The sequence below is a fragment of the Posidoniimonas polymericola genome, assembly GCF_007859935.1.
Lineage (GTDB): Bacteria > Planctomycetota > Planctomycetia > Pirellulales > Lacipirellulaceae > Posidoniimonas > Posidoniimonas polymericola.
Genome location: NZ_SJPO01000011.1, coordinates 109,106 through 122,269, shown reverse-complemented (window position 1 = coordinate 122,269; position 13,164 = coordinate 109,106). Strand labels below are relative to the sequence as shown.

At 67.0% G+C, this 13,164-nt stretch carries 12 protein-coding genes; 9 read left to right on the top strand and 3 right to left on the bottom strand.

Features of this window, described 5'->3' with window-relative positions:
- The first annotated feature begins 126 nt into the window (after positions 1–126).
- Positions 127–1,641, top strand: coding sequence for a sialate O-acetylesterase (locus tag Pla123a_RS20120; RefSeq protein ID WP_146590356.1), 1,515 nt, complete (start codon positions 127–129; stop codon positions 1,639–1,641).
- A gap of 48 nt (positions 1,642–1,689) precedes the next feature.
- Positions 1,690–3,387 (top strand): L-lactate permease, encoded by a 1,698-nt coding sequence (locus tag Pla123a_RS20115; RefSeq protein ID WP_146590354.1) that lies wholly within the window; start codon positions 1,690–1,692, stop codon positions 3,385–3,387.
- A gap of 74 nt (positions 3,388–3,461) precedes the next feature.
- On the opposite strand, the gene Pla123a_RS20110 is transcribed toward Pla123a_RS20115, so the two are convergent.
- From Pla123a_RS20110 to Pla123a_RS20100, 3 genes are all read right to left on the bottom strand, one after another.
- Positions 3,462–3,920 (bottom strand): WD40/YVTN/BNR-like repeat-containing protein, encoded by a 459-nt coding sequence (locus Pla123a_RS20110; protein ID WP_146590352.1) that lies wholly within the window; start codon positions 3,918–3,920, stop codon positions 3,462–3,464.
- A gap of 681 nt (positions 3,921–4,601) precedes the next feature.
- Positions 4,602–5,318, bottom strand: a complete 717-nt coding sequence (locus Pla123a_RS20105; protein WP_146590351.1) for a uracil-DNA glycosylase family protein — start codon at positions 5,316–5,318, stop codon at positions 4,602–4,604.
- Between the two features lie 46 nt (positions 5,319–5,364).
- Positions 5,365–5,574 (bottom strand): hypothetical protein, encoded by a 210-nt coding sequence (locus Pla123a_RS20100; protein WP_146590349.1) that lies wholly within the window; start codon positions 5,572–5,574, stop codon positions 5,365–5,367.
- 363 nt (positions 5,575–5,937) lie between these two features.
- Between Pla123a_RS20100 and Pla123a_RS20095 the strand changes: the two genes are divergently transcribed.
- The 7 genes from Pla123a_RS20095 to Pla123a_RS20065 all read left to right on the top strand — a co-directional run bounded on the left by Pla123a_RS20095 (position 5,938) and on the right by Pla123a_RS20065 (position 13,159).
- On the top strand, positions 5,938–6,438 hold the full coding sequence (locus Pla123a_RS20095; RefSeq protein WP_146590347.1) for an RNA polymerase sigma factor: 501 nt from the start codon (positions 5,938–5,940) through the stop codon (positions 6,436–6,438).
- Between the two features lie 227 nt (positions 6,439–6,665).
- Positions 6,666–6,884, top strand: a complete 219-nt coding sequence (locus tag Pla123a_RS20090) for a hypothetical protein (RefSeq protein ID WP_146590345.1) — start codon at positions 6,666–6,668, stop codon at positions 6,882–6,884.
- Positions 6,885–7,003: 119 nt separating this feature from the next.
- The gene (locus tag Pla123a_RS20085; protein WP_146590342.1) at positions 7,004–10,036 is read left to right on the top strand and encodes a hypothetical protein; all 3,033 of its coding nucleotides are present in this window, start codon (positions 7,004–7,006) and stop codon (positions 10,034–10,036) included.
- A gap of 6 nt (positions 10,037–10,042) precedes the next feature.
- The gene (locus tag Pla123a_RS20080; protein ID WP_146590341.1) at positions 10,043–11,077 is read left to right on the top strand and encodes a hypothetical protein; all 1,035 of its coding nucleotides are present in this window, start codon (positions 10,043–10,045) and stop codon (positions 11,075–11,077) included.
- Positions 11,078–11,280: 203 nt separating this feature from the next.
- Positions 11,281–12,069 (top strand): MotA/TolQ/ExbB proton channel family protein, encoded by a 789-nt coding sequence (locus Pla123a_RS20075; protein WP_146590339.1) that lies wholly within the window; start codon positions 11,281–11,283, stop codon positions 12,067–12,069.
- Between the two features lie 50 nt (positions 12,070–12,119).
- Positions 12,120–12,587: an ExbD/TolR family protein gene (locus tag Pla123a_RS20070; protein WP_146590337.1), complete on the top strand. Its 468-nt coding sequence runs from the start codon at positions 12,120–12,122 to the stop codon at positions 12,585–12,587.
- Positions 12,588–12,670: 83 nt separating this feature from the next.
- Positions 12,671–13,159, top strand: coding sequence for an ExbD/TolR family protein (locus Pla123a_RS20065; RefSeq protein WP_146590335.1), 489 nt, complete (start codon positions 12,671–12,673; stop codon positions 13,157–13,159).
- Positions 13,160–13,164: the final 5 nt, after the last annotated feature.

The following is a 13,164-nucleotide window of genomic DNA, read 5'->3' as shown; positions in this document are numbered from 1 at the left end:
GACGCCGGCTCGGCTATAATTCTGCCCAACCGTGGCGGCGTCCGAGCGCGACCTCCGGCAGGCCTCCCGCCGTGTCGTGGCCGAAGGCTCCCTTCTTTTCGCACCCCGTGTCTCAGGAATCCTCGCATGCTTGCAGATCTACGCAATGGGCTATTGGCGGCATTCGCCTTCACTACCTGCTTGAGCGGCGTCTCCCTCGCAGAGGTGCAGCTCCCCAATATCTTTGGGGATCACATGGTGCTGCAGCGTCAGCAGGCCAACCGTGTGTGGGGCAAAGCCGATCCGGGCGAGGCGGTGACGGTCTCGATCGCCGGCCAAGAGCACCAAACGAAGGCCGACGATCGGGGCGCCTGGTCGGTGGAGCTCGACTCGATGGACGCCGGCGGCCCCCACACGCTCGCCGTGAAGGGGAGCAACGAGATCAGCATCGCCGATGTGCTGGTCGGCGAGGTTTGGATCTGCTCCGGCCAGTCCAACATGGAGTGGTCGATGCAGAACTCCTACGACTTCGACCTCGAGAAGCTGGCGGCCAACAACCCGAACCTGCGGATGATCAACTACCCCAACGTCGGCGTGCAGGAGCCGATCTTCTCGCACAAGAACAGCAAGTGGATGGTCTGCTCGCCGGACACGTTGGGGAACTTTTCGGCGGTTGGCTACTTCTTCGGCAAGGACCTGCAAGCTACCCTAGACATCCCCATCGGGCTCGTGCACGACGCGTGGGGCGGCTCGGCCTGTGAGGCCTGGATCAACCGTGCTGCCATCAAGGAGGCCGGACACGACGGTCTGCTGAAGCGTTGGGAGGCGATGGAGTTGGAACTTGAGCAACTGTCGGCCATCGAGGAGCCTACCAAGAAGCAGCAGGATCGACTCGACAATCTGAAGCGCACGATGGGAGGCAACAGCCGGCCGGCCAACATTTACAACGGCGTGCTCAAGTCCCACCTCGGCTACGGCATCCGCGGCGCCATCTGGTACCAGGGCGAGTCGAACGCCGGTCGGGCGTACCAGTACCGCGAGCTGTTCCCGCTGATGATCTCGTCGTGGCGCAAGGAATGGGGCCAGGGCGACTTCCCGTTCTACTGGGTGCAGCTCGCCGACTTCCAGGGCGAGACCGATCAGCCCGGTGACAGCGACTGGGCCGAGCTCCGCGAGGCCCAGACCATGACCCTCGACGCCCTGCCAAACGTCGGCCAGGCGGTGATCATCGACGTCGGTGAGGGCCGCGACATCCACCCCCGCAACAAGCGCGACGTCGGCAACCGGCTGGCGCGGCTGGCCCTGGCCAATGAATACGGCTACGACATCGCCAGCCAGAGCCCGCGGTACAAGTCGATGGAGAAGCAGGACGGCAAGATCGTCCTCTCGTTCGACCACGTCGATGGCGGCCTGCGGGCGTTCGACGTCAACCAACCGGTTGGGTTCAGCGTCGCGGGCGAGGACAAGAAGTTCGTTTGGGCCGAGGCCAAGATTATCGACGGCGACCGCATCGAGGTCTGGAGCCCGGAGGTCGCTGCCCCGGCGGCCGTCCGTTACGGCTGGGCCGCCAACCCGGAGGTGAACGTCTACGACGGCGCCCACCTGCCGCTGACGCCGTTCCGCACCGACGACTGGCAGGGCGTGACCGCCGGCCGTGAGTAGCGGACCTCGGGCACGCGGCCATCAACGGCAACCAGTCGAGGGGGCAGGATGGGCGGGATCGCGTTGAGCCTGGCCGCCGCTGCGCCGCTGGCGTTGGTCGGCGTGCTGCTCGCCGCGTTTCGCCTGCCGGCGAAGGTAGCGATGCCGGCTGGCTACGCGGCGGTGGTCGCCTCGGCGTTGGTGCTGTGGGGACTGCCGGCAGGGCAGGTGGCCGCGGCGTCAGTCAAGGGACTGGTGATCACCGGCGAGATCCTCGCGATCGTCTTTGGCGCGGTGCTGCTCCTGAAGACGCTCGAGCGTTGCGGAGCGATGGCGTCGATCCGCCGCAGCATCTCGGACCTGTCTCCCGATCGGCGGGTGCAGGTCATTGTCGTGGCGTGGTTGTTCGGCTCGTTTATTGAGGGGTCGGCCGGTTTTGGCACCCCGGCTGCGCTCGCGGCGCCGCTGCTGGTCGGACTCCGCTTCCCACCGCTGGCCGCTGTGTTCGCGGGCCTGGCGATACAGTGCACGCCGGTCTCGTTCGGCGCCGCCGGCACTCCAATCTTGGTTGGCGTATCAACCGGGCTGTCGGGCGACCCCGGTGTGCAGCAGTTGGCCGCCACCGTTGGCGGCGCAGGCCCGGAGGGCTGGCGCGAATTCCTGACGACGATTGGCCTGAGGGTCGCCGTGCTGCACGCGGGGATCGGCACGCTGGTGCCGCTCCTGATGGTCTCGTTAATGACCCGCTTCTACGGGCCCAACCGATCGCTGCGGGACGGGCTGGCGGTGTGGCCGTTTGCGTTATTCGCGGCGCTGGCGATGGTGCTGCCGTACCTGGCGGCCGCGTGGCTGCTTGGGCCCGAGTTCCCGGCATTGGCGGGCGGGCTAGTCGGCCTGGCCGTGGTGACCGGCGCTCTGAAGGCCGGCGTATTCCGCCGCTACGCGGAGCAGCCGTGGGACTTCGCCCCCGAGGAGCAATGGGATCCGGACTGGCAAGGCCAGCTCGGCAGCGCCGGGGCCACTGACGAGCGTGAAAGGTTAATCCCGCCCTGGTTGGCGTGGTCGCCCTACGCGGCCGCGGCGGTACTGCTGCTGCTTTCGCGGACGGCGCCGCCGCTCAAACAAGCGTTGAACTACTTTGTCGTCGGAGCCCAGAGCGGCTACGGCGCCGCGTTCGCGCGGAGCGTGGCGCCACTGTACTCGCCCGGGGCGTTGTTCGTGATGGTCTCGCTGGCGGCATTCTTGCTGTTTCGCCGGGTCGGGGGCTGCTCGTGGCGGGCGTTTGTCGACGAAGGGCAGGGCGCCCTAGCGACGGTTGGGCGGGCGTCGGTAGCGCTCTTGTTCGCCGCGCCGATGGTGCAGGTCTTCATCCTCAGCGCGGGGGGCGCCGCGGGGCTCCCTTCGATGCCGCTTGCGCTGGCAGCAGGCGTCGAGCAGATTACTGGCGCCGCCTGGCCCGCGGTGGCGCCGATGGTCGGCGGCCTGGGCGCCGCGGTGGCCGGCAGCAACACCATCAGCAACATGATGTTCTCGCTGTTCCAGTTTGAGGTCGCCACCCGCATCGCGGCCGACCCGCTGTGGGTCGTAGCGCTGCAGGCGGTCGGCGGCGCCGCGGGCAACACCGTCTGCGTGCACAACATCGTAGCGGCGTCGGCGGTGGTCGGCATCAGCGGCCAAGAGGGCCGGCTGATCCGTCAGACCTGGTGGGTCTTCTTCTACTACGTTTTGATGGCCGGTGTGGCGGGGATGGTGCTTGCCAATTCCTAATATCAAAGCGCCGCGATCGGATTGAGACCCAATGCCGCAATCGCGGTAATGCATCTGACGCGGCCACGCGAATGCTAATCGGAGTTTCGGGAGTCGATACTGCCCCCCAAGATAACGGCGGCCAACGCTACACGCTTCCCTACATAGAACGCTATCCCGGGAGCTCCGGCGGGGATTCCCTGCTCAACTCGGCGCCATGTTCGGCCGAGGTCACGCGACAGGTACACGCCATCTGCCACGCCTGCTAACACCAACTCGTCCCCCGACTCCAAGCGCCATACCGGCGCGTCGGACATCAATGCCTTGCCCACCCCGGCGGTCGAGGGGTCGACGCCGCGGCGCCACGTGACGGCTTGGTCTTCGCTCCAATGCAGTCCGCCGGGGTTGTGTCCGACTACCAGCGTGCCGCCGGCCGCGGCGATCGTCAGCGGCTCAACCGGCCGCCGTTGTTCCCACAATTCCGTTGCAGCTTCCCACTCCCAAAGGCCACGACTGTACAGCCCCGCAAAGACGCGGCCATTGAGGTCCGCCATCGAAAAAACCTGCGGCGAAGCCGGGAGCCCGTCGGATGCTGCGGACCAGGACCTGCCTGCATCGCTAGAAACCCAAACTCCCTGGTCGTCTGCGCCCGCCCAGGCCTTGCCGCGGCTGGCAAGCAGACTGCGGACGCGAGCGGACGGGAAGGAATCTGTGGGGCGCCAGCTTGATCCGCCGTCACTAGACTCGAGGAGGCCGCTGTCGGTACCCGCGAGCAGGCGCCCGCCGGCGTCGATGACGCAGAGCGTCCGCGAGGTAGGCCACGCTGACATTTTCGCCGGCTGCCAAGTCGCCGCGTCGTCGCCGGAGAAATAGATGCCCCTTTCGGTTGCGGCAAGCAGCCGTCCGCCGGAAACAGCGAATGCATTGACGCGTAGGTCGGCCGGCAGCCCTTTGTCCGACTTGCTCCAAGACCGCCCCGCGTCCACCGACTCGTAAACGGCGTACTCCGCCGAGGCTGAGCTGTACAGCACCGCCCCCCAACAAAGCAGCAACCCCAGAGAGGATAAGTTCATTGGTCGCGACCCCGCATGGCTCGGCGTACGAGTGGGCGGATTAATCCAGACTATTGTGACGCCGAACCGGGCGGCCACAATACCGGATTGATTTGAGGCTGCTCCACGCCCCCACACCGCGACCATGCATCACGCGTTGCCGCTACCCCGCTATGTGCACTGCTACCACACGCCGGCCGCTTCGAGTTGCTTAATTGCGGCTTCGGCCCAGCCGCGGTTGGCGGCGGGGCTGGCCGGGCTGGGGTGCAGCATCGTGGTGACTTTCACCGAATCGCCCGCTACACGCAGCAGGCACTTCTCGGCGTACTTGCCCACGCCCACCGCCCACTCGGGCTGCACCGCCTTGATTAACTCGGCCAGGTGCTTGTCGCACAGCTCGGTGATCGGCGCCCGCTCGCTCGCCGGCAGGTGGTCGGGCGTGCGGTTGCGGCCGGACTCTTCCATGAAGGCTAGCGGGCAGTAGTTGGCGACCAGGTGCTCCTTGAAGAACCGCTTGGGCGTCTTGAACCTCGCTTGCATCAGCCCCCACAGCCGCTCGCCGGACACCTCGCTCCGCTCACAGGCTAGCCCGTTGATCGGGCGTTTGGGGTGCTGGTGCTTGGGCGTCTTGATCGGCGCGTCGATCTTCATCCAGTCCCGCACGGCGGCGACCTGACCGAAGGGCACGCCGGTCTGGGCCATGCCCCACGGGCCGGGATTCATGCCGAGCATCAGCACCCGCACACCGCCGGGCGGGATCTGCCGCAGGTACGCCTCGTGGGCGGCCCAGGCGTAGGTCAGCGGGTTGTAGACGCATTCGACCGGAGGATCGAACTCGAGCTTGTTCATCGCCCGCGACAAGCGTTGGGCGGCGGCGATGGCGGTTTCGGCGGCGGGCATAACGGCTGGCGGTGGGTTGGGGAACGGACCGCCAGCAGCTTACCAGTCAGCCGAGTCGCCGACGACCGGGGCCGAGGCACACGAGCGACATTGCCAAGATCGCCGCGCCGCTGTCAGTGCTGACAGTGGCGAATGAGACGTCGTTAATGGTCGGCGCGATCACCTGCGCCGAGGCGGCCAAGCCGCCAAGCCCCGTCACCGCTGCAACGATCAGCAACCCATCTCGCACCGTGCGCGCAGCATTAGACAGTTTCATGAGGTCTACTCCAGGGTAGAGATTCAGGTCGGCGATTTAGCTCGCCGCTGAGAAGTGGAGCCGGGGTCGCTATCGGCGTAAGGAGACAAACCCCGGCTCGGGCAATGAGGCGCCGCGGGCGTGGCAATTTTTAAGCAGACCGCAGTTTCACCCCATTTTGCCTCCCGGAGGGCTCAATGCAGCTGCACTAAACCGTTGCGGCACAACGCGTTGCAAAATCTCTAGAAAATTCCTGCCAAGCGGCAATAGAAAACCGTGCAGGCTGCGATACTACGGTCGGAACAAGCGTGGTCTGTCCGCTACCGGGCAGGCCACAAAATACTCCAGCATCTGCACGGAACAGGCAGATAGGAGAGGCAACGGGTGTCGCTAACACGGGCCGAGTTTCACGAACTCATCGAAGAGCATTCCACCGCGCTGTACCGGTTGGCCTACCGTTTGGTAGGCTCGCCCCACGACGCAGAGGATATTGTGCAGGAAACCATGCGGAGTGCATGGACCAGCCGAGAGCGATTCGAGCAGGGTCGGGGAGAGCGGGCTTGGTTGGCGGCAATTTTGCGGCGGCGTGTCGTTGATCGCTGGCGGCGGTCCGGGAGAGTCCCGGTGGCCGCGGGTGATCGCGTTGACGAGGTCGCTTGCGAGGCCGAGGATCCGTTGGCTCACGAGTACACTGACGAGATGCAGTACGCACTCTCAAGGCTGTCCCCCGAGCTCCGGGAGTCTTTGCTCCTGGTCGTCGTGGGAGAGCTTACCCACCAGCAGACCGCTGACACACTGGGCGTGCCGTTAGGAACGGTGCTCTCACGCGTCAGTCGGGCCCGCCGGCGACTCCGCCAACACCTCCTTAGTCTCTCCAAGCGATAGACTTCAACGACAGTTTGCCGACCGTTGTTAGAGCCTAGAACTTCCTAGGGAGCGCTGCTGCGGCCGGGCACAGCCCGGCGCGTTGCCCCCGGCAGAAGGACCCACCGCACCAGCGGGTTGGGTCCGGCCGCCGGGCCGGGAGGGGACGCCCCTGCGGGGGTGTGTAACCAGAATTCGATCGGCCCACAGTTTGGTTGGCGGGGTGATCGGGAAAGTGAACGCCTTAGATGTCAGACCACCTTCATTCGCTGGACGCCTCGGACAGCGGCTTCCTTAACGCTTTCGTGGGCCCGCAACGTTTCGACCCAGCGCAGCGCGGCGTGCAGTCCCGCGTCGGGAGCGAGGGTGCGGCGGTCGACGCCCTTGATCTGAACGAGCTGCTGCGCGACGTGCCTATCCCGGACGGTCTGCAGAATCGGTTGAACCGGATTGCGGACGAGGGCTGATCGGGCTGGTTTTTGCCATCCGATGGAGAGAAACGCCTGGTTTCGCTTATAGTCAGGGGATGCGTCCTCCGCGCGACGACTCCGCTCGCTGCCGCAGCCTTGTCCCCCCTGCCTTTGCTATGCCCATCCGGCGAATCTCCACGGTTCTACTGCTAGGTCTCGCGCTGTGCGTCTGGCCCCGCCGCTCGCAGGCCGCCGACGACACCGCCGAGTTCCTCGACGCGATGCGGGCGGCAGGGCACTACGAACTCGCGCTGGAGTACCTGGACCTGCTAGAGCAGCCGGGACGCGCCGACCCGGCGGTCCGCGAGCGGATCCCCTACGAACGGGCGGTCACTCAGCTCGAGCACGCCCAGACCCTTAGCTCCCAGTCGGCCCGCGAAGCCGCAGTCAACAACGCCCGGCGCGACCTCAAGGCCTTCACCGAAGCCAACCAGGCGCCCCGACTGGTCGCCGAAGCGAACGCGAAGCTCGCCGGCGTGCTGATCAACGGCGCCGGCCGGCGTGCCGCCGCCGCCGAGCGGCTGTCGGCCGGCGAGCGCAACGCCGAGATCGAGCGCGCGCGGACCGACATCCAGGAATCGCGGCGGCTGCTCGACCAGGCCGAGGCCTCCTACGAGGAAGCGCTCGAGCCGCTCAAGTCGGTTCAACCGGGCAGCCCCGAGGCGCAGCAGCGGTTGCAGCTCCGCTTCCAACTCGCCCAGTCACGGCTCTCCAACGCCCGCGCCCTGAACGAGCTGGCGAAGACCTACCCGTCAGACTCCAACGAGCGGAAGCAACTGCTGGAGAAGGCGGCCAAAGACTTTGCTGCGCTCTACGAGAAGTACGACACCCAGCAGTCGGCCGGCATCGGCTTCTACGCCCACCTGTACGAGGGCCGCTGCTACCAGGAACTCGGACAGCACCGCCTGGCGGACGGCTGCTTCGAGGTGGTCGCCTCGCTGCCGACCGAAGACCCCAGCCTGCGGCGGCTGGTCCGCATGGCCCAGACGAGCCTCGTAGCGGGTTTGACTGCTCAGGACGAAGCCGGCGAGGCGCTCGAGCGTGGCGCCGAGTGGCTGGACGACATCCCCCGCAAGGAGCAGTCGCAGCCCGCGGTGCTGGCCCTGAAGTACGAGCTCGGCCGGGCCGCGATCACCCTGGCGGACGCGGCGACCGACAAGGGCAAGACAGAGGAACTGCGGCGGCAGGCCCGCGACCTTTTTGCAGACGCGTCGCGTGGCTTCAACGAGCACCAGTCGGACGCCCGGCTGAAACTTGTTGCGCTCAACGACCAGCTCGGCGCCGGCCAGGTCGACGCCGCGACCTTCCAAGAGGCCTACCAGATGGGCGTCGACGCGCTGAATGCCGTGTTCGCGACGCAGCTAGCCGCCCGCACGGGTCAGGACGACGCCGGCGGCGACTCGGCTCAGCAAGAACGGCTGCGGGCGCTCGCGTTGTTCCGCCAGGCGCTGCGGCTCGCTGACTCCGAGACGCCCCTCCCCCGACTCAACGACGCCCGCAACAAGCTCAGCTATCTGTACTGGGAGACCGGCGACTACCTGAGCTGCGCGGCGTTGGCCGAGTTCCTGGCGACCAAGCACCCCAGCGACCCGGCCGCCGAGGGCGCCACTAAGCTGGCGATGGCCGCTTTTGAAAAGCTGCGGATCGAGGCCGAGCAGTCCGGCGAGTCGACCGACTTCGCCAGCGATCACATGGTGCGGCTCTGCAAATTCGTCACTCAACGCTGGGCCGGCAGCCCGCTGGCCGACTCTGCGTTCAGCGTGCTGCTCTCGACCGCCATCCGCGACAACCGCTTGGACGACGCGAGGACGGTGCTTGAGAATGTGCCCGCCGAGCGGCGGGCGCCGCTCGAGCTGCGGCTGGCGCTGGCCGGCTGGGAGCAGGCGGCCCGTTCGGGCGCCTCGGCCTCGCCGGCCGAACGCCGCCGCGCGGCCAACGACCTCGAGTCCGCGCTCAATGCCGTCACCCAGCTCGACAACGACGTCGACGTCACCGCGATTACCGGCGCATTGTTCCTGGCTCAGGCCAGGCTCTCCGACGGCGCCGCGGCCGACGCCGTGAAGCTGCTGGAGGACCGCCAGATCGGGCCGCTGGCCTTGGCCAAGCAGGGCGCCCGCACGATCGCCGACAACCCCGGCCTTAAGGCCGAGGCCTACCGCACCGCGTTGCAGGCGTACTTGTCGATGACGCCGCCCCGCACCGCCGACGCGATGAACGTGATGGGCGAGCTTGAGTCGGCTGTTGAAGACAAGCAGGCGCTGACGCGCATCTTCTTCGCGCTCGGAGTGCAGCTGCAGCGGCAGATCGAAGAGCTGCAGCAGGCCGGCAAGACCGCCGACGCGCAGCGGGTTAGCGGCGCGTTCGCCGAGTTTGTCGCCCGCATCGGCGAGGCCGACACCGGCGGCGACTGGACCATGCAGCAGTGGATGGCGCAGACCTACCTGAGGCTCGGCGAGGGCCTCGAGGGCGACGCCGACGACGCCCAACGCAAGCAGTTCTTCGAGCGGGCCCGCGATGGCTTCCGGTCGCTGGCCGAGCGCGCCGCGAGCGACCCGTCGTCCGCCCCCAGCCCGACCTCCTCGCTGGCGGTCCGCATGCAGCTGGGCGCCGCGCAGAAGGGCCTCGGCGAGTACGACAAAGCCATCGAGACCTTCGCCGGACTGCTAGAGGAACGCGAGATGATGCTCGACGTTCAGAAGCTGGCCGCCTACACGCTGCAGGAGTGGGGCCAGCAGGGCGACGCCGGCCACCTGCAAGACTCGATCCGCGGCGCGCGTCCCTCGGTCAAGACCGGCAAGAACCTGATCTGGGGCTGGAGCAAGCTCGCCAGCGTTAGCGGCAAGGTCGCCCGCAGCAAGCCCGAGTACCGCGACCTGTTCTTCGAGTCGTGGCTGAACGTCGCGACCAGCCGCTACCTGGCCGGGATGAAGGCTTCTGGCGATCAGCAGCAGAGGCAGTTCGCCAGCGCCCGCAAGACGATCCTGCTGCTGTCGCGACAGTACTCGGACCTGGGCGGCGAGGAGCGGCGCACGCAGTTCGACACGCTGCTCAAGAAGATCCAACGCGCCGAGGGCGAGAAGCCGGTCGGCCTCTCGGAATTCACCAGCGCGGCCCCTACCAAACTTCCGCAACGCATCACGCTCGGATAATCCTCCATGATTCGCAAGCACTCCCTGACGCTGACCGCGCTCGTCGTGGCGGCGTTGGTCACAGCCACCAGCCAAGCGCAGACCGACCGGGTCCGCACCTACTCCGGCGCGCAGACCGGCGAGGTCACCAAGGTCAGCCCGCTGGGCGTCGTGATCGAACGCGGCGGCCGCGAGACGCCGGTCTCCGTGGCCGACATCCGCAGCATCCAGTACGGCGGCGAGCCCTCGGCGCTGACCCAGGCCCGCGTCAACGCCCTCAGCGGCGCCTACGAGAAGGCGATCTCGAAGCTCGGGGAGGTGTCGATGGCCGACGTCAAACGCGACGAGATCAAGCAGGACGTCGCGTTCTACAAGGCGTACTGCGCCGCCAAGCGGGCCCTGATGGGCGACGGCTCGATGACCGACGCCGGCAGCGAGCTCAACAGCTTCCTCAACGCCAACCGCCAGAGCTACCACTTCCTCGAGGCGACCGAGCTGATCGGCGACATGCTCGTGGCCCTCGGCAACAACGACGCCGCCATCAAGAAGTACGAGCTGCTGGCCCGCAGCAAGATCCCCGCCTACAAGGTCCGATCCGCCGTGCTGGTTGGCAAGGCGCTGCAGGCCGAGGGAAAGCACGAGGAGGCGATCCAGCGCTTCTCCCAGGCCGAGACCATGGCCGGCGACTCGGCCGCCGACAAGACGCAGGCCCTCGCCGCTAAGCTCGGCCGAGCTGTGAGCCTCGGCGCCGCCGGCAAGGCAGACGAGGGCGCCGATCTGGTGCGGTCGGTGATCGCCGAGGCCGACCCCGAGGAGAAGGGCCTGCACGCCGACGCCTACAACGCCCTGGGAGGCTGCTACCTGGCCGCCGGGCAAACCAAGGAGGCGTTGTTCGCATACCTGCATGTCGACCTGCTGTACGACGCCCAGCCCGCCGCCCACGCCGAGGCGCTATACCACCTGGGCGACCTGTGGGACACCATCGGCCAGTCGTCCAAGGCCCGTGAGGCCCGCCAGGCCCTCAAGGAGCGGTACGCCGCCAGCCAGTGGGCTCAGAAGTAAGGCGGAGTGACCCGAGAGTGACCCTGCCGGCCGCCGGACCGCTCCGAAAACCACCGCAGCCCTCCTAACTCCTACCGATTCTCGCCGAACTGCGGGCCCCGCGGCGAGCCGAGCCACCGAGCCTTTGCGGCCCGTGGGCGGCCTGACTAGACTGAAAACTTCTTCGGAACAGAACCTACTCGCGCGAGCGACAGGAGTACCAGATGCGGTTACCAATTGGGCCGCTGGGCCGGACAGGCCTGGCGGGCTTTCTCTCGTTGTCGTTGCTGCTTGGCTCCGTGGCGGTGGTCTCCGTGCTGGCGACCCCCGAGGTCGCGTTCGCCCAGGGCGGCGACGAGGCGGCCGACGCGGCCGCCATCCCCGCTGAGAAGAACTACCTGACCTGGGTCGCCGAGTCGCTCGGCTGGGGCTACAGCATCGTCTTCCTGGCGTTGTCGTTCACGCTCGTGGCGTTGTTCGTCATGAACCTGCTGCAGGCCAGCCGCAGCAACGTCGTGCCGGCGGAGCTCACCGAGAGCTTCGAGGAGCACCTCAACGCCAAGCAGTACACCGAGGCCTACGAGCTCGCCAACGCCGACGAGTCGTTCCTCGGCAAGGTCCTGTCGGCCGGCCTCGGCAAGCTGTCGGCGGGGCAGGGCTACCCGCAGGCCATCGAGGCGATGCAGGAAGTCGGCGAAGAAGAGAACATGAAGCTCGAGCACCGGCTCAGCTACATGGCCCTGATCGGCACCATCAGCCCGATGATCGGCCTGATGGGCACCGTGCAGGGCATGATCAGCGCGTTCCAGACCATCGCCACCACCACGACCGGCGCCCCCAAGCCAAGCCAACTGGCCGGCGACATCTCGACCGCGCTCTTCACCACGCTGGCCGGCCTGATGATCGCCATCCCGGCGATCGCCGCCTACAACATCCTCCGCAACCGGGTCGCCCGCCTGGTGCTCGAGGTCGGCATCGTCAGCGAGGGCCTGATGAGCCGCTTCCAGAAGTAGGCGCCCGCGCCGTTCCCCCAGCGCCCAGCGTCCTCCAACCACCGCCCGCCATGAGAATCACCCGCCGCCGACAGCTCGAGGCTTCCGAGGGCGATCTCACCCCGATGATCGACATGACGTTTCAGCTCATCGCGTTCTTCATGGTGCTGATCAACTTCACCGAGGTCGAGCAGGACCAGCGGATCACACTGCCGGCGAGCGAGCTCGCCCAACCGCCCGACGTGCCGTACGACGAGCCGCTGACCATTCAAATCACCAAGGACGAGACCATCCTCTTCGCCCGGGACGAGCTGGAGCCCGACGCCCTGCTGCCGGCCCTGCGACGCGAGGCCGCCATCATCAAGGCCTACGGCGAGACCAAGAAGCTGTCGGAAGTTACCGTCATCATCCGCGCCGACGAGACCGTCCGCACTGGCGTTGTGCAGGAGGCGATCAGCGCCTGCCAGGAGGCCGAGTTCGAGACCTTCGCCCTCCGCGGCAAGACCAGCGACGAGAACACCTTGATCATGCGTGAGTAGCGACGCACCTCCGCGCGGCCGAGTCGCGACGCTTCATAACATCCTCCCGCTACCAACTGCCGCCCAGCGCCTAGCACCGCATCATGAAGATCCGTCACGCGGACCACCGCGAAAAGATCGAGCTGCAGATGACGCCGATGATTGACATCGTGTTCCTGCTGCTCGTGTTCTTCATCATGACGTTCAAGATCGTGCTGCCCGAGGGCGACTTCAACATCCGGATGCCGCTGCCGAGCGAGAACACACAGCCGCAGCCGCTCGAGACTCCCACGCTCCGCCTCCGGTTGGCCGCCAACGACAACGGCGAGCTGGCGTCGGTCCAGATGGGCGAGAAGTCGTTCGGCAACGGCCCCGACGCGTTCGCCCAGCTGCACCAGTACCTGCGGTCCATCGTCCAGGACGACGGCGGCCCCGGGGCGGGCGACGAGCCGGAGGTCGAGATCGACGCCGACTACAACCTCCGCTACGATTACACCATCCGCGCCATCACCGCCATCAGCGGCTACATCGAGAACGGCGATCCCCACACGCTGGTGGAGAAGATCCGCTTCACGCCGCCGAAGAAGCCATAGACGCA

Excerpts from the sequence above, each read along its gene's own strand:
- Pla123a_RS20070 (WP_146590337.1), top strand. The coding sequence starts at position 12,120 with ATGAGAATCACCCGCCGCCGACAGCTCGAGGCTTCCGAGGGCGATCTC.
- Pla123a_RS20065 (WP_146590335.1), top strand. The coding sequence starts at position 12,671 with ATGAAGATCCGTCACGCGGACCACCGCGAAAAGATCGAGCTGCAGATG.
- Pla123a_RS20085 (WP_146590342.1), top strand. The coding sequence starts at position 7,004 with ATGCCCATCCGGCGAATCTCCACGGTTCTACTGCTAGGTCTCGCGCTG.
- Pla123a_RS20080 (WP_146590341.1), top strand. The coding sequence starts at position 10,043 with ATGATTCGCAAGCACTCCCTGACGCTGACCGCGCTCGTCGTGGCGGCG.
- Pla123a_RS20090 (WP_146590345.1), top strand. The coding sequence starts at position 6,666 with ATGTCAGACCACCTTCATTCGCTGGACGCCTCGGACAGCGGCTTCCTT.
- Pla123a_RS20110 (WP_146590352.1), bottom strand. The coding sequence starts at position 3,920 with ATGGCGGACCTCAATGGCCGCGTCTTTGCGGGGCTGTACAGTCGTGGC.
- Pla123a_RS20120 (WP_146590356.1), top strand. The coding sequence starts at position 127 with ATGCTTGCAGATCTACGCAATGGGCTATTGGCGGCATTCGCCTTCACT.
- Pla123a_RS20115 (WP_146590354.1), top strand. The coding sequence starts at position 1,690 with ATGGGCGGGATCGCGTTGAGCCTGGCCGCCGCTGCGCCGCTGGCGTTG.
- Pla123a_RS20075 (WP_146590339.1), top strand. The coding sequence starts at position 11,281 with ATGCGGTTACCAATTGGGCCGCTGGGCCGGACAGGCCTGGCGGGCTTT.
- Pla123a_RS20105 (WP_146590351.1), bottom strand. The coding sequence starts at position 5,318 with ATGCCCGCCGCCGAAACCGCCATCGCCGCCGCCCAACGCTTGTCGCGG.
- Pla123a_RS20100 (WP_146590349.1), bottom strand. The coding sequence starts at position 5,574 with ATGAAACTGTCTAATGCTGCGCGCACGGTGCGAGATGGGTTGCTGATC.